The sequence below is a fragment of the Thioalkalivibrio sp. ALJ1 genome (assembly GCF_000745395.1).
GTDB lineage: Bacteria > Pseudomonadota > Gammaproteobacteria > Ectothiorhodospirales > Ectothiorhodospiraceae > Thioalkalivibrio.
The window spans coordinates 1,924,097-1,942,021 of sequence record NZ_KN050684.1 but is presented as its reverse complement, the minus strand read 5'-3'; the positions used below and the strand labels follow the sequence as shown (position 1 = coordinate 1,942,021).

General features: G+C 63.7%; 16 protein-coding genes. 6 read left to right on the top strand and 10 right to left on the bottom strand.

Going from position 1 to position 17,925, the window contains the following annotated elements; all coding sequences use genetic code 11:
* The 4 genes from F462_RS11480 to F462_RS11470 are packed head-to-tail and all read right to left on the bottom strand — an operon-like array spanning position 1 to position 1,462.
* On the bottom strand, positions 1 to 576 hold the full coding sequence (locus F462_RS11480) for a histidine phosphatase family protein (RefSeq protein ID WP_038054256.1): 576 nt from the start codon (positions 574 to 576) through the stop codon (positions 1 to 3).
* The gene (locus F462_RS13505; protein ID WP_244270890.1) at positions 573 to 686 is read right to left on the bottom strand and encodes a DUF2256 domain-containing protein; all 114 of its coding nucleotides are present in this window, start codon (positions 684 to 686) and stop codon (positions 573 to 575) included. The genes F462_RS11480 and F462_RS13505 overlap by 4 nt, the downstream gene beginning before the upstream one ends.
* Before the next feature lie 40 nt (positions 687 to 726).
* Positions 727 to 1,140: a thiol-disulfide oxidoreductase DCC family protein gene (locus tag F462_RS11475; protein WP_038054252.1), complete on the bottom strand. Its 414-nt coding sequence runs from the start codon at positions 1,138 to 1,140 to the stop codon at positions 727 to 729.
* Entirely contained in the window at positions 1,133 to 1,462 is a 330-nt protein-coding gene (locus F462_RS11470; RefSeq protein ID WP_018140588.1) for a hypothetical protein, read from the bottom strand. The genes F462_RS11475 and F462_RS11470 overlap by 8 nt, the downstream gene beginning before the upstream one ends.
* Positions 1,463 to 1,704: 242 nt before the next feature.
* Between F462_RS11470 and mtgA the strand changes: the two genes are divergently transcribed.
* The 5 genes from mtgA (at position 1,705) to F462_RS11445 (ending at position 7,140) form a co-directional block, all read left to right on the top strand.
* Positions 1,705 to 2,427, top strand: a complete 723-nt coding sequence (mtgA, locus tag F462_RS11465; protein WP_018140589.1) for a monofunctional biosynthetic peptidoglycan transglycosylase — start codon at positions 1,705 to 1,707, stop codon at positions 2,425 to 2,427.
* A gap of 102 nt (positions 2,428 to 2,529) precedes the next feature.
* Complete coding sequence (locus F462_RS11460; protein ID WP_038054249.1) at positions 2,530 to 4,842, top strand: mechanosensitive ion channel domain-containing protein; 2,313 nt, start codon at positions 2,530 to 2,532, stop codon at positions 4,840 to 4,842.
* A 150-nt stretch (positions 4,843 to 4,992) separates the two neighbouring features.
* Positions 4,993 to 5,679, top strand: coding sequence for a zinc metallopeptidase (locus F462_RS11455; RefSeq protein WP_038054247.1), 687 nt, complete (start codon positions 4,993 to 4,995; stop codon positions 5,677 to 5,679).
* A gap of 26 nt (positions 5,680 to 5,705) precedes the next feature.
* Positions 5,706 to 6,365, top strand: a complete 660-nt coding sequence (locus F462_RS11450) for a class I SAM-dependent methyltransferase (RefSeq protein ID WP_208854175.1) — start codon at positions 5,706 to 5,708, stop codon at positions 6,363 to 6,365.
* A gap of 205 nt (positions 6,366 to 6,570) precedes the next feature.
* Positions 6,571 to 7,140, top strand: a complete 570-nt coding sequence (locus tag F462_RS11445; protein WP_038054241.1) for a hypothetical protein — start codon at positions 6,571 to 6,573, stop codon at positions 7,138 to 7,140.
* 88 nt (positions 7,141 to 7,228) lie between these two features.
* On the opposite strand, the gene malQ is transcribed toward F462_RS11445, so the two are convergent.
* The 3 genes from malQ to glgC are packed head-to-tail and all read right to left on the bottom strand — an operon-like array spanning position 7,229 to position 11,708.
* On the bottom strand, positions 7,229 to 8,704 hold the full coding sequence (malQ, locus tag F462_RS11440) for a 4-alpha-glucanotransferase (RefSeq protein WP_038054238.1): 1,476 nt from the start codon (positions 8,702 to 8,704) through the stop codon (positions 7,229 to 7,231).
* Between the two features lie 3 nt (positions 8,705 to 8,707).
* Positions 8,708 to 10,453 (bottom strand): glycoside hydrolase family 57 protein, encoded by a 1,746-nt coding sequence (locus tag F462_RS11435; RefSeq protein ID WP_038054236.1) that lies wholly within the window; start codon positions 10,451 to 10,453, stop codon positions 8,708 to 8,710.
* Positions 10,443 to 11,708 carry a glucose-1-phosphate adenylyltransferase gene (glgC, locus tag F462_RS11430; protein WP_038054235.1) on the bottom strand — a complete coding sequence of 422 codons (1,266 nt, stop codon included), beginning with the start codon at positions 11,706 to 11,708 and terminating at the stop codon, positions 10,443 to 10,445. The genes F462_RS11435 and glgC overlap by 11 nt, the downstream gene beginning before the upstream one ends.
* 96 nt (positions 11,709 to 11,804) lie before the next feature.
* Here glgC and glgB point away from each other — a divergent pair, with 96 nt between their 5' ends.
* On the top strand, positions 11,805 to 14,018 hold the full coding sequence (gene glgB / locus F462_RS11425; protein ID WP_081911403.1) for a 1,4-alpha-glucan branching protein GlgB: 2,214 nt from the start codon (positions 11,805 to 11,807) through the stop codon (positions 14,016 to 14,018).
* Between the two features lie 36 nt (positions 14,019 to 14,054).
* Here glgB and F462_RS11420 read toward each other — a convergent pair whose 3' ends face one another.
* The 3 genes from F462_RS11420 to prfB form a co-directional block, all read right to left on the bottom strand.
* Positions 14,055 to 15,200, bottom strand: a complete 1,146-nt coding sequence (locus F462_RS11420; RefSeq protein ID WP_038054231.1) for a PQQ-dependent sugar dehydrogenase — start codon at positions 15,198 to 15,200, stop codon at positions 14,055 to 14,057.
* A 104-nt stretch (positions 15,201 to 15,304) separates the two neighbouring features.
* Positions 15,305 to 16,795, bottom strand: coding sequence for a lysine--tRNA ligase (gene lysS, locus F462_RS11415; protein WP_038054230.1), 1,491 nt, complete (start codon positions 16,793 to 16,795; stop codon positions 15,305 to 15,307).
* 24 nt (positions 16,796 to 16,819) lie between these two features.
* A protein-coding gene (prfB, locus tag F462_RS11410) for a peptide chain release factor 2 (RefSeq protein WP_156100409.1) occupies positions 16,820 to 17,918 on the bottom strand; the annotation gives its coding sequence in 2 pieces (ribosomal slippage) (positions 16,820 to 17,845 and positions 17,847 to 17,918; 1,098 coding nt in all).
* Between the last annotated feature and the right edge of the window lie 7 nt (positions 17,919 to 17,925).

Sequence of the window (17,925 nt, the reverse complement as noted above, 5' to 3'; positions counted from 1 at the left end):
TTACGGATCTACCGGCTCGGCATTCCCCTCCGCATCCACGGCCACCACCAGCATGGCGCCGGCCCCGATGCTGCGCCCGCTCAACTCCATGATGTTGGCGCGATGCGTCACATAAACCGCGGGGCCACTTTCGCGCCTGTATTCCTCCGCCAGATGCTCGCGCCAGGCGCGCATGCGTCGCTCACGATGCGACTCGTTCGCGCGAAACACCGACCCCAGCGCCTCCAGTACCTGCGGTTCGCCAAATCCCAGCAACTCCGCGGTGTCGAAGTTACGGCACCAAGGACCGGCGAATACGCGAATGGCATCCAATCCCGCGGCCCGCAGGCGCTCGCCCGTCTCGCGAGCCTGTGCCCGCCCCCCAGCGGACAGGTTGCGCTGGGTGGCGCAATCCTCGACCTCGAAGCCCGCCGGGTCACCAATGCCTGGCGCCAGGGCGTGGCGCATCAACAGGATGCGATGCGGCTCCTGTAACTGCTCCACGATGGCCCGCTCCGCGGAGAGATCATCCGCCGCTGCCGGACTTATCCCAACCACCACAAGCATCGCCAGGGCCAAGCCCATCCAACGTTTCATGTAGCCATCTTCCTCGAACGGCGACGCCTGCAGGCGTCAGAACAGTAACGAACCTCGTTCCAGCAGCGCGCCCACTTCCTCCGCCAGGTAAATGGCCTGCCACAAACCATGCAGTCTTTTTGCGGCAGGTGAGGCTTGCGGTGAGCCACGTCAGCGACCAGGGCGACAAACCCCGCTGTCGCAGCGCGAACGCCAGCGGAAACGGGCGATCACGTTATACACCCGGTCCATGAGCCAGACGATCGGCGGTAACCGGTGCAGGGTTCCACCCAGCCAGCGGTAATACGGCAGGTGCCGCCAGACCAGCACGAAGGCCCAGGAACCACTGCGAATCTGGCCCTCGGCACTGATCGCGTGCATGCGCTGCATGGCGCGGTCCCAGGTGATCCCCCAGTCGGCAAGCGGCGTGGCATCCGCATGGATGTCGCGCCAGTCGACCGCGCCCGCCGAATCCAGCCGCTGGTAGTGGCCGATCTCGCGCCGACACAGCGGACAGCCACCGTCATAGAACACAATGGGTCGACCGGCCGTAACCGGTTGGGAAGGCGCTACCGATTCAGGCATGTCCGACTGGCCCCGTCTGTCGATGCTGCGCCTCCGCCAGGGACTTCAACGCCCGTTCGACGACGTCACGCGCCAGACCCTGGGTCATGTCGGGGTCTGCCGGGATCATCTCCGTGCGCACAGCCAGGGCCATCGCCAGCGCCTGCAGCACATCGCCGTTGCAAGTATCTCCCAGCAAACCGATCTCGTTATCCAGAGTGTCCGTCAGCCGATCCAGCAACTGCTGAACCCGCACCGCCGAGCCAGTCTCTGGGTGCAGACGAAACTCGAAGGACACGGCCTCGCCACTCGGGGTGACATAGCGATAGGGCAATACGTCCATGGCTCTCTCCTTCGCGAACGGTTGGCGTGATCGTGCGGATTGCGGGGTCTGGCAGAGCGACCCCTTCGCCATTGGGCCACGAAACCGGCAAACAGTTCGCCCGCACGACACAACCCGCGGTGGCAACCGACGCCGGACGCCCATCCCCCAAGACGCCACCAAGCGGTATCCTTTCAGCCCATGGATACCCAACATCGGAACGCCGCTGGCCCGCCGCCCCTGCGCAAAGGGATGGGCCGCTAATGGCCCGCCGCCGCAAGCGCAGCATCCTGCGTCGCCTGGCCTGGTGGACGGGCGGCATCGTCGGACTCCTGCTGGGAATCGGGATCGGCGCCATGCTGGCATTGGTCGTCCTGTTCGCCCGGGTCGACCCCCCCTACGGTATGGCCATGGTCGTCGCTACCGACTGGCAAACCGCCTCTAACCGCCGCCCGGACTGGCAACGCCTGGACGATCTGCCAAGGCATCTGATGCTCGCGGTGATCGCGGCCGAGGACCAGCACTTCCCGAACCACAAAGGCTTCGATTGGGGCTCGGTACGCCAGGCACTGGGCGACCACGCCCGTGGTGGCCGTCTGCGCGGGGCCAGTACGATCAGTCAGCAAACCGCCAAGAACCTTTTTCTGTGGCACGGGCGTTCCTGGATCCGCAAGACGCTCGAGGCGGGATTCACCCTGGGCATGGAGACCCTCTGGCCCAAGCGGCGCATCCTGGAGATCTACCTTAACCTGGCGGAGTGGGGACCCGGCATCTACGGCATCGAGAATGCGGCACAGCACTACTTCGGCGTGTCCGCCACCGAACTGGACCGCCACCAGTCGGCGCGCCTGGCCGCCATCCTGCCCAGCCCCGGGCGCATGAACCCCGTGCAGCCGGGTCCGCAACTGGACCGACGCATCGCCTGGGTTGAACGACAGATGGCCCAACTCGGCATCGCCTGGCTGGATCCAATGCTCCTGGAATGAGCCCACCTCCGCCCCGGTGCATTGTTCGCGGGAACTTCCTGCCCTTAGACTCACTCGCACGGGGGCACGCAAGGAAGCCCCTTCCAGACATTGAGGTTAGCCGTGACCTATCTGCGTTCGCCGCGTTCTTTTCTCTCTCACCTGATTGTTTTGTTCGCCCTGATGCTGCTGATGCCCTGGGGGGGGTTGTCGGCCCAGGAAGCGGGCGCGGACGCCTCCAGTGACGATCTGCGCCAGACGCTGATCGAGGCCCTGGAGAACGAAGAAGCGCGTGAGCGCCTGCTGGAGGCCCTGCGCTCCGACAGCGGTTCCAGCGAGGAAGACGCAGTCACCGATGCCGTACCGGTAGACACCGGCGACAACGTATCTGTGGCCCGACAGATCGCCCAGCTCACGCAGTCGCTGGCCGAGGGTGCTGTTGCCGAGGTCCGTGCCCTGAACGACATCGCGGCGGATATCGCCGAGCGTGTTCGTGCGGTCGAACCCACCGTGTTCGGGATGGCCGTAGCGGATCTCGCCAGCATCATCGTGTTCACGGTGGTGGTGTTCCTGGTGCTGCGGAGACTGGGTGCGCCCATGTTCACCGCCATCGACCGCTGGGCCCTGAACGCGGCGGAACACATGCGCCTGATGCGGGCGCTACCGGCGGTGATACTGGCCGCTGCCATCGATTTCCTGATCGTTATCCTGGCCTGGCTGGCCGGCTACGCCCTGGCCCTGTTCGTACTCGGCGAGTCCGGGGAGATGCTGACCCGGCACTCGCTATTCCTGAACGCCTTCCTGCTGATCGAGGTCACCAAGGCCGCGCTGCGCCTGATCTTCGCGACTCGCTATCAAGGTCTGCGCCTGTTGCCAATGGCTGGGGACGAGGCCGCCTACTGGAATGCCTGGCTGGCCCGGATCGTCGGGTACATCGGCTACGGCCTGTTGCTCCTGGTACCGATCGCGAACAACCATATCTCGTCCGAGGCCGGGCGTTCCCTGGGCCTGATTGTGATGCTCACCGCCTTCTTGTATGCGGCGGTGATCATCCTGCAGAACCGTACGCGGGTGCACGACCGCCTGATTGCGCTGGCCAACCGGGCCGGATTCGCCTTTACCCGCATCCTGATCTCCCTGCTGGCGAATTTCTGGCACTGGATCGCGCTGCTGTACTTCCTGGCCCTGGCAGTAGTCAGCATCACGCGGCCGGAGGATGCCCTGCCCTTCATGGCCAAGGCCACCGGGCAAACCCTGCTCGCCGGTTTCGTCGGCGTCTTCGTCGCCAACCTGCTGACCCAGCTGATTGGTCGCCGGATCCACATACCGGATGAGACCCGGGAGAAGTTCCCATCGCTGGAACTGCGTCTGAACTCGTACATCCCGAAGGCGCTGAAAGTTATGCGCCTGATGATCCTGCTGATTGTGCTGGCCGTGATCGCGGATGCATGGGGCGCATTCAGCCTGGCCAACTGGCTCGCGTCGGATACCGGCATGGCGGTGCTGGGGACCGCGATCTCGGTGGCACTGATCCTGTTGGCCGTGCTGGCTATCTGGCTCGTGTTTGCCAGCTGGGTGGAGCACCGCATGAGCCCCAATACCGGCGATGGCCAGCCAACGGCACGCGAAGCCACGCTGCTGACCATCTTCCGTAACGCCGTCGCGATCGTACTGATCGTGATGACGACAATGATCGTGCTGGCCGAGATCGGCGTGAACATCGGCCCGCTGCTGGCCGGCGCGGGTGTGCTCGGCCTCGCGGTCGGGTTTGGCGCACAGAAACTGGTGCAAGACGTGATTACCGGTGTCTTCATCCAGCTCGAAAATGCGATCAACGTCGGCGATGTGGTTACCGTGGCCGGTACCACCGGGGTCGTCGAACGCTTGACGATCCGTTCTCTGGGTCTGCGTGATCTCTCCGGCACTTACCACCTGATCCCGTTCTCTTCAGTCGACGCCGTGTCCAATTACATGCGCGAGTACGGCTACCATGTCGGCGAGTACGGCGTGGCCTACCGCGAGGATATCGACGAGGTCATCGTGCGCCTGCGCGAGGCCTTCGAAGAGCTCAAGGAAGATCCGGATCAGGGCCCCAATGTCCTCGACGAAATGGAGGTCCACGGCGTGACCTCCCTTGGCGACAGCGCGGTCAATGTGCGGATCCGGATCAAGGCCCTTCCGGGCACCCAGTTCGGTCTGGGTCGAGCCTTCAATCGCCTGGTCAAGAAGCACTTCGACGCCGCCGGCATCGAGATTCCGTTCCCGCACCAGACCCTCTACTTCGGTCAGGAGAAAGATGGCTCGGCACCTGCCGCCAATTTGCGCCTCATCGAGGAGAAGGCCGAGAGCGAGAAGGACGACAAGGACTACTCTCGTGACCAGCGGGCGCGCCCGAACCCGAAACACAAGGGCGACTACGACGAGGCCGAGGATTGACCCCCACAGCGGCTTGAGGGCACATCATTCTCAGGCTGGACGCCAAACGGCGGACCACAGTGGCGCACACTTGCACTGAATCGGCCCGCCGTTGCATCCAAAAGGTGCTTACCCTTTCCGGCCCGGGGGGATTTGGGTCAATATAGTCCCATGCGACTGTTACTCCTGCTCGCTCCTTTGTTATTGCTCATTGCGTGGGCACCCGGCCTCTGGGTGCGTCACACCATGAAGAAATACCAGCAGCCCGCGGATCGTTACGACGGCAACGGCGCGGAACTGGCGCGCGATCTTCTGGATCGCCACGGACTGCACAAGGTGAAGGTCGAGACCACCAAGAGTGGCGATCACTACGACCCGGACACCCGCACCGTACGGCTATCGCCCGAGAATCACGACGGGCACTCGCTCACGGCCGTAACCGTGGCGGCCCACGAGGTCGGCCACGCGATACAGCATGCCGAGGGTTACGCCCCACTGCGGATGCACAGCTACTTGGTGTGTGTCTCGGGTTATGGCCAACAGATTGGCGCCTGGCTGCTGGTCGCCATCCCCTTTATTACCATCATCGCTCGCCATCCGGCACCGGCCATCTTGTTCTTCCTCGCCGGGGTTCTGTCGATGGGGCTCGCTGCACTGGTTCACTTCATCACCCTACCCACCGAGTTCGATGCGAGCTTCCGCCGCGCCATGCCGATGCTACGCGACGGCCACTACCTGCACCCACCGGACTATCCCCACGCCGAGCGCATCCTGAAAGCGGCGGCCTATACGTACCTGTCTCAGTCTCTGATGAGCCTTCTCAACATTGCCTCCTGGTTCCGGTATCTGCGGCGATGAGCGAGGCCACAATGGCCGCGTGCCTCTTGTGCGGACATCCGACACAGCCCTTTCACCACCGTGGCGTGGGCAGCGCCTCGCCGGGCGACTATCGGCGTTGCCCCCACTGCGGTTTGAGCATGCTGGAGGCGGATGCCTGGCTTGATCGGGAAGAGGAACGCGCCTATTACAAGACCCACGAAAATCGTCCGGGTGATCCGGGCTACCTCCTCCATCTGGAACGCCTGATCACCCCCTTGACCCAGGCAATACCGGCGCCCGCCAACGGCCTCGACTGGGGCTGCGGGCCGCACCCGGTCCTGGCCGACCGGCTCCGGACGAAGGGCTATCAGATGGCGGCCTGGGACCCCGCCTTCGGCCCAGCGCAACCCGCCGCGCCCGCCGATGGGTGGGATTTCATTACCTGCACCGAAGTCATTGAGCACTTGCACGAACCACGCACCAGCCTGAAGGCGATGTTGCATCGGATTCGACCGGGCGGTGTCCTCGCCATCATGACCGAGTGGCTCCCCGAACCCCGTCAGTTCAATCGCTGGCACTATCGGCGCGATCCAACCCATGTGGCTTTCTACAGCCCCAATAGCCTGCGCTGGGCCGCTCAACACTTCGGCTGCACCGTGGAACTACCTGCCCAGGGGGTCGCGCTCTTCACCCGTTCCCAGTGCACAGACGGCGAACATCCTTGAGTCGAAGCACGAGCCGAAACCTCGTCTCGGTCACAGGCCGCGAGGCATAGCACGGATTGCGGGAACCCTTTGGCGAACGACCAGTCTGCCAATGGACACACGCCTCCTGCATCCCCGCACACCCGGCACAATCAGGCCACGCTTGTTAAGCTAGGGTTAAGTACGGTCGAACAGAATGTACGTGTATCCACAAGGAGAAACCTCTATGAAGATTCGTTACCCGTCTCTCGCCGGGCTGATCGCGGCCGCCGCACTGGCACTGGCCAGCCCGCTGGCCATGGCCCAGGGCATGGGCCAACAGGGCCAGGGTGGCCAGGGCGGAGATCCGCAGATGGAGATGCAGCAGCTCCAGCAAACCCTCGCCGAAACGCAGCAGCAGGCCATCGAGAACAACCCCGATCTAGAACAGAAGGGTGAAGCGCTGGAAAACTTGGTGCTGGACAAGATGGAGGCCGCTGGCTACCAGCCCCGCCGGGATCTGGAGACCTTGGAATCCGCCGAGGAACAGCTCCGCGATCCGGACCTGAGCGCCGAAGAGCGTCAGCAGGTAATCCAGACCGAAGAAGTCCAGCAGGCCCAGATGAACCTGCAGGAGGCCCAGCAGGCCGTCGCCCAGGATGAAGAGATCCTGGAGGCTCAGGAAGCCCTGCGCGAAGATCTGATGGCCGCCATGCGTCAGGAAAACGCCGATATCGACGACGTGATCGAACGCATGCAGTCCCTGCAGCAACAGATGCAGCAGCAACAAGGTGGCCAGGGCGGCATGATGCGCTAAGCGCGCAAGCCTGCCCTCCAACGAAGAAAGCCCGGCCTTTGCAAAAGGGTTCGGGCTTTTCTTATGGGGGACTACAACCCTGATTAGGTCACTCAAGACGCCCCGTGGCCTGCGCAAGGGTGCGTAACGCCTCGCTCTGGCCATCGGGCACCTGGCTCCAGTCAAACCGCCAGCTCCAGTTGCCCGCGTCGACCGTCCCCGGAGTGTTCATGCGTGCCTCCGTTCCCTGCTCCAGTGCATCCTGCATCGGCAGAATCGCGAGTTGTGCCGGCGAACGGTACGCCGCGCGTATCAGCGGCCAGGGCATCTCCTCGCCCAATCCCTCGCCCAACGTCGCAATCACATGCGCCTGCATGCCGGGATCCAGGGATCGGAACCAGCCCAGGGTGGTGTCGTTATCGTGGGTGCCGGTGTACACGGCGCTCAGGTCATCGTGGTTCGCCGGCAGGTAGGGGTTGTCCTCTCCCCCCTCGAAGGCGAACTGAAGGATGCGCATTCCCGGAAGATCAAAGCGCAAACGCAAGGCCGTGACCTCTGGCGTGATGACTCCAAGGTCTTCCGCCAACAGCGGGAGCACGCCCAGGCGGGTCTGCAGCTTCTCGAAGAAATCTGCGCCAGGCCCGGCCACCCAATGGCCCTGTGTGGCATCTGGCTCACTTGCCAGCACGGCCCAGCTCGCCTCGAACCCACGGAAGTGGTCGATACGCACCGCATCCACCGTCTCCAGCGTCCAGCGCATGCGCTCCACCCACCAGTCGTAACCCCGCTCGGCCAGACGATCCCAACGGTAGTGCGGGTTGCCCCAGCGTTGCCCGGTTGCGGAGAAGTAATCCGGCGGGACACCGGCCACCGTTAGCGGGTGACCGGTGTCATCCAGGTCAAACAGATCGCGGTGGGCCCAGACTTCCGCCGAGTCATGGGCCACAAAGATCGGCATATCACCGAGGATGGTGACGTCCTTCTGGTGGGCGTAGTCGCGCACATCCTGCCACTGATCGAAGAGCACGAACTGGGCAAAACGTTCCGCCTCCAGGGCGAGCGCCGCCTCGTTCTCCACATTCGCCAGGGCCTCGGGATCACGATCACGCAAGGCGGGTGGCCACTCCCACCAAGGGCGTCCGCCCTCACGCGCACGGACGACCACGAAACGGGCAAAGTCATCCAGCCAGACCGGGCCCTGGGCATCCCGAAAGGCCTGATAGGACTGCGCCCATCCCTCGTCCGCTTGCGCAATCTGTTCGCGCGCCTGCTGTAGAAGACTCGCGAGCGGCGTGCTGGTGCTATCCAGGCCCGCGCGCTCGGCCAGCCGCTGCGGGTCAATCAGACGCACATCACCCGCGAAGGCCGAAATGCTGGCGTAGGGGGACCCATCCTCCTGCGGCGGATGCAGCGGCAGAATCTGCCACAGGGTGAAACCGGCATCTCGCGCCCAATCCAGGAAACGGAATGCCTCGTGTCCGAGCGTGCCGACCGGACCCGGGCCCGGCAGCGATACGGGATGCAATAGCACGCCGGCGCGGCGGCGCTGCATCAGGGGATTACAGTGGTCTTCACCTGCCTCCATCAACTACTGCCCCTTGCGCATGGTGCCACCCGCCGCCGGGTCACCGCCTCCGACGGACAGGACCTCACCCAGCGATTCGGGGACTTCAAGGTCCGCCAACTGATAAAGCCGGGCAAGATGCCGCCGATAGAGCTGCTCGAAGTCGCTGACCGAGCCAGCCGGGTTGTACTCGCCGAACCACCAGCACCAGTCGGAGCCCTCGCACACCGCCAGTTGCTTGCGCAGCTCGGGGGTATCTAGGGCCGGATGCCGAGCGATGGCCTGATCGACCGCCGTCCACGCCTCGATGAGCCGATCCCAACCGAGGTTCTTATCCGGATCACCGATCCAGGTCGAAAAAGTCCCGTAGACCCAGGAGCCGGCCACCATTCCCGGCAGATCACCGCGATCCGCCCGAGGACCGGTGCGCTGACAGACATCCGAGAAGGTGCAGAGATTCAGACGCGGGTTCTCGGCCAGGCGCTCGTACAACCCGCGTAGGAAGTGGAAGCCGTTGTCCGGGTAGTACTCCCAGGCGTTCTCGCCATCCAGGATCACGGCGACGACGCCGCCGTCCGGTGACACCGCCGCAATGTTCTCAAGGTGATGAACAAAGTCGCCCACGGCGTCGTCGGCATGCCAATCGGCGTAGCGGAAACCAATGGCATCGGACAGACCGTCATCACGGAAGAACAGCTCGATGGCCGAATCGCTCAAGCGATACGGGCGATGCAACCAACCCTCCTGCTCGGCCAATCCTGTGTGCGACTCCGCGGTCTGACCCGCTGCGACCAGGCTATTGCCCAGCACCGTCTGGCCACTGGCCGTCCAGCAGATGTCGTAGTCGTCGAGAAGACGCACGGTAGGCTCGCTCAGACTGCCTTCCGAAGGCCAGCAGCCCCGCGGACGGAATCCAAAGTGCTGCTCGAAGACCTCAAGCCCGCGCTCGATGTGCCAGCGCACACGGGCCTCGCCATCGGGATAGGCCGAGGCCTGCGGTAGCTCCACATCGGGCATTGCCTCGCGCGCGGAGTTCAGGTCGAGCAGCAATGGCATGATCGGGTGCGCGTAAGGGGTGAATGACAGTTCTACCCGTCCCTGCTCCGCCAGTTCGCGATAACGCGGCAGGATCGCCTTCACTTCATCGCGTATCAGCTTCAACAGGCGCCCGCGTACATCCCGGTTATAGCCCGTGTCCGCCTTCAACCAGCCCTGCACCTCCGGATAGGCACGGCGCACTGTTTCGCCAAGCCACGCGAGGTGGTAGCAAGTAGCCAGATCCTGGAAATAGCGGTTGTCCAGGTGGGCCAGAAGCACCGGTTCTTCCAGCGCCTGGTGCGCCAGAGCGGCGAGCCGCTCGAATAATGGAAACGGCTCGATCATTCGCGGGGCGTGGGCCCGCAGGCATACCCGAAGGATCTCGCGCCGCTGCACCGGGTCCACCGGGACGATATCCATCTGCAACAGGTCGAGCACGGGATCGCCGAAACTCGAGTGGTTCCCGATCCCGGACTCAAGGCGCTCGCCATAATCGGCGATCTGCTCCAGGAGGATGGGCGCGAAGTTCACCACCGCCCGCGCCTGGGGACAAGCCTCGAGGTGCGCGGCCATGTCGGTGTAGTCCTTCAGTGCATGCAGGTAGGTCCACGGCAGCACGTACTCGGCGCTGCCGGAATCGTAGTAATGCGGCTGATGCATGTGCCAGCAAAGCACCACATCAAGCTGAGGGGGCTGGGTGGCGAGCGCGGTACTCCCGGATTCAGCGGACATGGTGCGTGGCCTGGCCCAGCATCTCAGGCGTCACCACTCGCACGCCACCTGGGGAAACGAAGTAGTTGCGTGCGTCGGCCTCTTCGTCCACCCCGATCTGGGTGCCATCCGGTACCTTGCAGCCCTTGTCGATCACCGCATTGCGGATCACGCAGTCCTCGCCCACGGTGACACTCGGCAGAATGACCGAGTCCTCCACCGTGGCGCAGGCATTGACCTGCACGTTGGAAAACAGCAGGGAATGACGCACTGTACTGCCGGAGATGATGCAGCCACCAGAGACCATGGAATCGATCGCCATGCCGCGCCGATCCTCGTCATCGAAGACAAATTTCGCAGGCGGCAGCTGCTCCTGATACGTCCAGATTGGCCATTCGGAATCGTACAGGTTCAGTTCCGGGGTCACGCCAATGAGCTCCAGGTTCGCCTGCCAATAAGAGTCGATCGTCCCCACATCGCGCCAATACCCCTGACGCACACCCTGCTCATCGCGGAACGGATAGGCCATCACCCGATAGCGCTCGATGATGTTCGGAATGATGTCCTTCCCGAAGTCATGGCTGGAGAAGGTGTCATCCGCATCCTTGATGAGTTGTTCGAACAGAAACTGGGTGTTAATCACGTAGATGCCCATAGAGGCGAGCGAGTGGGTCTCGCTGCCGGGAATGGGTGCCGGGTCTTCCGGCTTCTCGGCAAACGAGGTGATACGGCTGGCCGCGTCCACGCCCATCACGCCGAATGCCTTCGCGCGCTCGCGTTCGACCTCAAGACAGCCGACGGTCATGTCGGCCCCGCTCTCCACATGGAAGGCGATCATCTGGCCGTAGTCCATCTTGTAGATGTGGTCCCCGGCCAGGATCAGCACGTAGCTTGGATTGTGTTGCCGGATGATATCGATGTTCTGATAGACCGCGTCAGCCGTTCCTGCGTACCAGGAGGTCTCGATCCGCTGCTGCGCCGGCAGCAGCTCAATGAATTCGCCAAACTCACCCCGCAGGAAGCTCCAGCCACGCTGCATGTGCTGGATCAACGAATGGGCCTTGTACTGCGTAACCACCGCCACCTGCCGGATGCCTGAGTTGATACAGTTGGACAGCGGGAAATCGATAATGCGGAACTTGCCCCCGAACGGCACGGCCGGCTTCGCCCGCCACAGGGTCAATTGTTTGAGACGCGAGCCACGCCCGCCGGCCAGGATCAGGGCCAAGGTCTCCCGGGTCAGGCGGCTAACGTAACGTTGCGGTTGCGGACTCATGCACCCATCCTTGCAAAAGGTTTGATTGTCTCACGTGGTCGGCGGATCCTCCCGAACCATGTCTTCCCACGTCCGAAACGCGAGTTTGATCCGAGTATGGCAACAGCCCCCAACAAATGCACCCGTTCTGTCACGGACCCGTTAGGACGTCTGGTCGAGGCGCGTCTTCATGATCCGCACAGCGTCCTCGGACATCATGCGCTGGATCAACAATCCGCCTGTTATCGCGCGTGGTTGCCGCACGCAGACGAGGCCTCCATCACACTTTCCAAGGGTCACAGCGAGCCCCTGATCCCGGCCCCCGGCTTTCCCGGTCTGTTCCTCTGGCAGGGCTCGCCAGAGAGCCTGCCGGCGCATCCTCGGGTCGATTGGACGCCCCAGGGTGGCACGGGTTCATTACAAACCATTGACCCGTGGAGCTTCGCACCGGATCTTCCCGACTTCGACCGCCACCTCTTTTCCGAGGGCCGCCACTGGCATGCCCACCGCATGCTGGGCGCTCACCCCATCACACGTGACGGGATCGACGGCGTACGTTTCGCCGTCTGGGCCCCGAGTGCGGAACGCGTCTCGATCGTGGGAGACTTCAACCGCTGGGACGGCCGCTGTCACCCGATGACCGTGCACCCGGGGAGTGGCATCTGGGAGTTGTTCATCCCTGAGCTTGCCGAGGAAACGCTGTACAAGTTCGAGATCCGCAACCGCGAACAGGGCAGCCTGCATCTGAAGACCGACCCCTACGCCCGCGCCTACCAGGTCCGCCCGGAGACTGCCGCACGCATCCAGCCCGCCAGCGCCTACGCCTGGCACGACGAAGAATGGATGCAGAACCGCGATCCCGAGGCGTGGAAACACCGTCCCATGAGCATCTACGAGGTGCACCTGGGCTCCTGGCAGCGCAGCCCCGAGGGTCACTGGCCGACCTACCGCGAACTGGCGGAGCGTCTGGTGCCCTATGCCCGTGACCTGGGGTTTTCTCATTTGGAGCTACTGCCGGTCACCGAGCACCCCTTCGACGGCTCCTGGGGTTACCAGAGCACCGGCTTCTTTGCCCCCACCTCGCGCTTCGGACATCCGGACGACTTCCGCTACTTCGTCGACCAGGCCCACCAGGCGGGGCTGGGCGTGATCCTGGACTGGGTTCCGGGCCACTTCCCGCGCGACGACTTCGCGCTGGCCCGTTTCGACGGCACGGCGCTGTACGAACATGCCGACCCGCGCATCGGCGAGCATCGCGGCTGGGGCACCTTGATCTTCAACTACTCCCGCCCTGAGGTGCGCAACTTCCTGCTCTCCAGCGCCCTTTGCTGGGTGGAAGACTTCCACCTGGACGGGCTGCGCGTGGATGCCGTCGCCTCCATGCTCTATCGCGACTACGACCGCGAGGGACAGGACTGGCTGCCCAACATCCACGGCGGCAACGAAAACCTGGAGGCCATCGACTTCCTGCGCCACCTCAACGAGACAGTACAGACCAGTCACCCGGGTGTCGCCATGATTGCCGAGGAGTCCACCGCTTGGCCCGGTGTCAGTCGCCCGCCGTCCATGGGAGGCCTGGGGTTCACCATGAAGTGGAACATGGGCTGGATGCACGACACGCTGACCTACTTCGGCATGGACCCGTTGTACCGGCAGTACCACCACAACCAGCTGACCTTCGGGCAGCTCTACGCCTACAGCGAGAACTTCGTCCTGCCCTTCTCGCATGACGAAGTCGTGCACGGGAAACACAGTCTGCGCGGTCGCATGCCCGGCAACGAATGGGAACAGCACGCCAATCTGCGCCTGCTATACGCCTGGCAGTGGCTCTACCCTGGCAAGAAGCTGATGTTCATGGGCCAGGAATTTGGCCAGGGGCCGGAGTGGTCCGAGGATCGCGAGTTGGACTGGTATGTATTGCAGTACCCGCTACACAAGGGCCTGCAACAGCTGATCCGCGACCTGAATCGGGTCTATCGGGACTGCCCACCCCTGCACGCTCGGGAATTCGAACCGGACGGCTTCGGGTGGCTGGATTGTAACGATGCCGAACATTCGACCATCAGCTTTTGGCGCCGGGACCACCATGGCCGGGCACAGATCGTCGTGCTGAATCTGACCCCGATGGAACGCCCCTCGCATCCAGTGCCCGCACCACATGCCGGTCATTGGCGCGTGCTCCTCAATACCGATGCCGATGTCTACGGCGGCGGCTCACGCGGCCCCGCTCACGCCCACGCAGAGCCGGTCGAGCGCCACGGCCACCCGGCCACGCTCTACCTGCATCTGCCGCCGCTGGCAGCGCTCTTGCTGGAGCCGGCCGAGGGGTAAAACCCTGGGCCAGGCCGCAGGCCGCGTGACAGCGGCTTAGCGGGCCTCCATCCGGTACAAGCCACCGTCGGATTCGTCGGTCAGCACATAGAGGTGGCCGTTCGGGCCTTCGCGCACATCACGGATACGGCCGACTTTGCCGTGCAGCAGCTCTTCCATGTGCACGACCTCGTCGTCCTCGATGACGATGCGCAGGATGCGCTCGGCGCGCAGGCCGCCGGCCAGCAGGTTGCCCTGCCAGGTCTCGAAGCGATCCGAGGTGACCATGGCCAGCCCGGACGGCGCCAGGGTCGGCAGGAACTCGTAGACCGGGTCGATCATGTCAGCGTCCTGCCGAGCCTCGCCGAACGGCTCTTCGGAACGATAGTCACGCCCTCGGCTGACTACCGGCCAACCGTAGTTGCCCCCGGCCTCCATACGGTTCAGCTCGTCACCACCCCGCGGGCCATGGTCGGTCAGCCAGATGGTGTCGTCCGCCGGATCCACTACCAGTCCCTGGGAATTGCGCAGGCCATAGGCGTAGATGTGCGGCTGGGCGTCATCGCGATCGGCAAACGGGTTGTCGGCCGGGGCCGCGCCATCCTCGGTCAGGCGCAATAGCGAACCGGTATGCGACGACAGATCCTGGGACGGTTCTTCCTGGCGCCGGTCTCCAATGGTCATCAGCAACGTCCCGTCGGCCAACCAGGCCAGCCGCGAACCAAAGTGGCCGTGATTGCTGCCACCCCGATCTTGCTCGAAGATTTTCTCGAACTCGTGCAAGGTGCCGTCTTCCATCAGGCCGCGCCCCAATGCGGTGTAGGACTGATCCTCACTACCACTGGAATAGGTCAGGTAGACCCAGCCGTTATCCCGAAAATCGGGGTGCAGGGCCACATCCAGCAGACCGCCCTGCCCACTCGCGACCACGTCGGGTACACCCTCTACCTCACGAGCGTTCCCACTTCGATCAATCTGTTTGAGAGTGCCACCGCGCTGGGTGACCAGGTAGCCCCCGCCAGGGAGGAATGCAACGGACCAGGGATGCTCCAGTCCACCGGCTACCTTGACCAAATCGAAGGACTCGTATTCGGTGGAAATCGCGGATTCAACCATCTCGCCAGCCTGCGCACCCGCCGTGAGCAGTACACTCGCACAAACCCCGGTAAGCAACGAATCCAACTTGCGACGCTGAATGGCCATGGCAACCTCCTTTGCTTGAAAACATGCCGTAGCCATGCGACCAGCATGGTCTCCCGGTGTTCCCCAGGGGCCCGAGCCATCTCCCTCGCGCAACCGTCGTTTATCTACGCCTCCGGGCGCAAGTGCGGGAACAGGAGCACGTCGCGGATGGACGCGCTGTTGGTCAGCAGCATCACCAGGCGGTCGATGCCGATGCCCTCGCCGGCTGTGGGCGGCAGGCCGTATTCCAGGGCGCGGATGTAGTCGGCATCATAGTGCATCGCCTCGTCGTCGCCGGCGTCCTTCTCCGCGACCTGGGCCTGGAAGCGCTCGGCCTGGTCCTCGGGGTCGTTGAGCTCGGAGAAGCCGTTGGCGATCTCGCGCCCGCCGACAAACAGCTCGAAGCGGTCGGTCACGAACGGGTCTTCGTCGTTACGCCGCGCCAGCGGCGAGACCTCGGTCGGATAGGCGGTAATGAAGGTCGGGTGACGCAGCTTGTTCTCGGCGGTGTACTCGAAGATCTCGGTCCACAATTTGCCGAGCCCGAAGCTCGCCTTGATCGGGATCTCCAGGCGCTCGCAGTGGGCGCGTACCTTGTCGATGTCCGTCAGGTCCTCGCTGCTGATCTCCGGGTTGTGCTCGAGGATCGCCTCGCGCACCGTCATGCGGGTGAACGGCTGGCCGAAGTCGTAGGTCTCGCCCTGGTACTCGATGGTGGTCGTGCCCAGCACGTCCTCGCACAGCCCGCGCAGCAGCGTCTCGGTGCGGTCCATCAGCGCGTGGTAGTCCACGAACGCCTCGTAGAACTCCAGCATGGTGAACTCGGGGTTGTGCCGCGTGGACAGCCCCTCGTTACGGAAATTGCGGTTGATCTCGAAGACCCTCTCGAAGCCGCCGACGACCAGGCGCTTCAGATACAGCTCCGGCGCAATGCGCAGGTACAGCGGCATATCCAGCGCATTGTGGTGCGTGGCAAACGGCCGCGCGGTCGCGCCGCCCGGGATCACCTGCATCATCGGGGTCTCCACCTCGATGAAGTCCTCGCGCTCGAAGTACTCGCGGATGTAGCGCACGATCCGGGTACGGGTGCGGAACAGCTCGCGGCTGTCCGGGCTGGTGATCAGGTCCACGTAGCGCTGGCGGTAGCGCTGTTCCTGGTCGGTCAGGCCGTGGAACTTCTCCGGCAGCGGGCGCAGGCTCTTGGTAAGCAGACGCAGCTCGTCCAGCTGCACGGTCAGCTCGCCGGTTTTCGTCTTGAACAGCGTGCCCTGCCCACCGACGATATCGCCCAGATCCCACTGCTTGAATGCCGGGTACACGCCTTCCGGCAGGCTGTCGCGCTGGGCAAACAGCTGGATATCCCCGCTCTGGTCGCGCAGGCGAATGAAGCTCGCCTTGCCCATTACCCGCTTGCCGACCATGCGCCCGGCGACCGTCACGCGGATGCCCTCTTCCTGTAGAGCCTCGCCTTCCGTCTCGTCGTGTGCGGTGTGCAGCGCGGCCGCCAGAGAATCGCGCCGGAAGTCATTGGGAAAGGCCGGACCGGCCTCGCGCAGCTCATTCAGCTTGGCGCGGCGTTGCGCGATCAGCTTGTTTTCGTCGGTGATTTCGGTCATCGGGAATCCAATGTAATAAGAGACTTACAAGCCACTCTTCAGGCTGGCTTCAATAAACGGATCCAGGTCGCCATCCAGCACACCCTGGGTGTTGCCCACCTCGACGCCGGTGCGAAGATCCTTGATCCGCGACTGATCCAGCACGTATGACCGGATCTGACTACCCCAGCCAATATCGGACTTGGTGTCCTCGACCGCCTGCTTCTCTGCATTACGCTCCTGTAGCTCCCGTTCGTAGAGCTTGGCGCGCAGCTGGTTCATGGCCATTTCGCGGTTCTTGTGCTGGGAGCGCCCGGCCTGGCAGGCCGTGACGACACCGGTCGGGACATGCGTGATGCGCACCGCCGAATCGGTCGTGTTCACGTGCTGACCACCAGCGCCGGAGGAGCGGTAGGTATCCACTCGCAGATCTGCCGGATTGATCTCGATCTCGAAATTCTCGTCGATCTCCGGCGAGGCGAACACGGACGCGAACGAGGTATGGCGGCGGTTGCCTGAATCAAACGGCGACTTGCGCACCAGGCGGTGAACCCCAGTCTCCGTGCGCAACCAGCCAAAGGCGTACTCGCCCTGGACATGCACGGTCGCGCTCTTGATACCGGCGGTTTCGCCCTCGGAGAGCTCGGTCACTTCGGCCTTGAAGCCCTTGTGTTCGGCCCAGCGCAGGTACATGCGCAGCAGCATGTTCGCCCAGTCCTGCGCCTCGGTGCCGCCAGAGCCGGCCTGGATGTCGAGGTAGGCGTTGGCCTCGTCCATATCGCCGGAGAACATGCGGCGAAACTCCAGGCCCTCAATACGCGCGGTCAGCGCCTCGACATCCGCCTCCACCGCCGACGCCGTCTCTTCGTCGTCATCGGCCTCGGCCATCTCCAGCAGGTCGCGGCTTTCGTCCAGCTGGATCCCGATCTCGCGGATATTGACCACGACATTCTCGAGCTGGGCGCGCTCCTTGTTCAGGGCCTGGGCCTGCTCCGGGTCATTCCAGATATCCGGATTCTGTTCCAGCTCGCGCTGGACCTCCTCTAGCCGTTCTTCCTTGGCAGGGTAGTCAAAGATACCCCCTAAGGCCTTCCAGGCGGCCTTTCAGATCATCAATCCGGGAATACAGCGCGTTCAGTTCCATGGCAGTT

Bases quoted from the DNA above. Each gene is read 5' to 3' on its own strand.
- F462_RS11480 (WP_038054256.1), bottom strand. From the start codon at position 576: ATGAAACGTTGGATGGGCTTGGCCCTGGCGATGCTTGTGGTGGTTGGG.
- F462_RS13505 (WP_244270890.1), bottom strand. From the start codon at position 686: ATGGTTTGTGGCAGGCCATTTACCTGGCGGAGGAAGTGGGCGCGCTGC.
- F462_RS11475 (WP_038054252.1), bottom strand. From the start codon at position 1,140: ATGCCTGAATCGGTAGCGCCTTCCCAACCGGTTACGGCCGGTCGACCC.
- F462_RS11470 (WP_018140588.1), bottom strand. From the start codon at position 1,462: ATGGACGTATTGCCCTATCGCTATGTCACCCCGAGTGGCGAGGCCGTG.
- mtgA (WP_018140589.1), top strand. From the start codon at position 1,705: ATGGCCCGCCGCCGCAAGCGCAGCATCCTGCGTCGCCTGGCCTGGTGG.
- F462_RS11455 (WP_038054247.1), top strand. From the start codon at position 4,993: ATGCGACTGTTACTCCTGCTCGCTCCTTTGTTATTGCTCATTGCGTGG.
- F462_RS11445 (WP_038054241.1), top strand. From the start codon at position 6,571: ATGAAGATTCGTTACCCGTCTCTCGCCGGGCTGATCGCGGCCGCCGCA.
- malQ (WP_038054238.1), bottom strand. From the start codon at position 8,704: ATGGAGGCAGGTGAAGACCACTGTAATCCCCTGATGCAGCGCCGCCGC.
- F462_RS11435 (WP_038054236.1), bottom strand. From the start codon at position 10,453: ATGTCCGCTGAATCCGGGAGTACCGCGCTCGCCACCCAGCCCCCTCAG.
- glgC (WP_038054235.1), bottom strand. From the start codon at position 11,708: ATGAGTCCGCAACCGCAACGTTACGTTAGCCGCCTGACCCGGGAGACC.
- glgB (WP_081911403.1), top strand. From the start codon at position 11,805: ATGGCAACAGCCCCCAACAAATGCACCCGTTCTGTCACGGACCCGTTA.
- F462_RS11420 (WP_038054231.1), bottom strand. From the start codon at position 15,200: ATGGCCATTCAGCGTCGCAAGTTGGATTCGTTGCTTACCGGGGTTTGT.
- lysS (WP_038054230.1), bottom strand. From the start codon at position 16,795: ATGACCGAAATCACCGACGAAAACAAGCTGATCGCGCAACGCCGCGCC.